The following is a 1,188-nucleotide window of genomic DNA, read 5'->3' on the forward strand; positions in this document are numbered from 1 at the left end:
GCGCCGCCCCTTGTATCTGCACGAGATGATTATGTGCGATGGAAGCGATTGAGCCTCGGGCCGGATGGCCATCCGGCCCGAGGCTTGGCGAAGTCGCCCGCTGCCCCTCCGGCTACAACCGTCAATGAGCTTGGGATCTTCGCCTTTGTCACGCACGACCGAATAGTCGCTTGGCTCCAATCGCACGAACAAGGCAGGTTACCGTGAACAACATTATTTGTGGAGTTGATGTTTCGAAAGATTGGCTGGACGCCCATATCCGGCCGGGCGCTGCGTTTGCTCGCTTCGCCAACGACGCAGCGGGACTAGGCGAGTTGCTGGTGTTTTGCCGCGGCCATCGTGTCGAGCTCGCGGTTATGGAGGCCACGGGCGGTTATGAGCGGTTGGCCTTTCTGTGGCTTTGGGAGAACGGCCTGCCTTGCGGCATCGTCAATCCTCGCAGCGTGCGTCGCTTCGCCGAAGCAATGGGCACCTTCGAGAAAACCGATCGCATCGACGCGGCCGTGATCGCCCATTACGCGTCGGTCAAGCAGATCGTGCCGGCGGCGCCGCCCAGTCCCGCGCAGCAGCGACTGAAAGTCTTGGTTTCCAGGCTTTCCCAAGTCACCGGCGACATCACCGTCAACAAGCAGCGCAAGAGCGCCACCACAGACGCCGAGACGCTGGCCAGTCTCTCCACGGTGCTGACCTGCCTCAAGCGCGAGGAGAAGCGGCTGGCTGGCGAGGTGGCCTCGCTGATTGACGATGATCCGTTGTGGGCCAGGCTCGACATGACATTCCGCGTCTTCAAGGGCTTGGCTGACCGCACCGTTGCCCGTCTGTTGGCGGAGGTCCCCGAGATCGGCATCGTCTCCAACAAGGCCATCGCCAAGCTGGTGGGGCTCTCGCCTTTCGCCAATGATAGCGGCAAACGCGAGGGACCTCGTAATATTCGGGGCGGTCGCACCGGGCCGCGTGGCATTCTCTTTATCGTTGCCCGGCACGTCGCCAGGTACGATCCTCATCTGCAAGCTTTCGCCGAACGGTTGCAAAAGGCTGGCAAAACCAAAATGGTCATCCGCATGGCGCTGGCGCGAAAACTCCTCGTCATTCTCAATGCAAAAGCACGCGATGCGCGCATGGAGTTCGCCAATGCAACTTGACACCACAGATAGTCGCTCATTGCCCTGCCGGGCATTTCTCCCCGTA

1 protein-coding gene is annotated in these 1,188 nt (G+C 60.9%); it reads left to right on the forward strand.

What is annotated here, in order from left to right; translation table 11 throughout:
- Window positions 1–203: 203 nt before the first annotated feature.
- A complete protein-coding gene (locus tag EN984_RS35325; protein ID WP_127270070.1) occupies window positions 204–1,142 on the forward strand; it encodes an IS110 family transposase in 939 nt (312 codons plus the stop codon).
- The last annotated feature ends 46 nt before the right edge of the window (window positions 1,143–1,188 follow it).

The organism is Mesorhizobium sp. M7A.F.Ca.CA.004.12.1.1 (assembly GCF_003997835.1).
GTDB lineage: Bacteria > Pseudomonadota > Alphaproteobacteria > Rhizobiales > Rhizobiaceae > Mesorhizobium.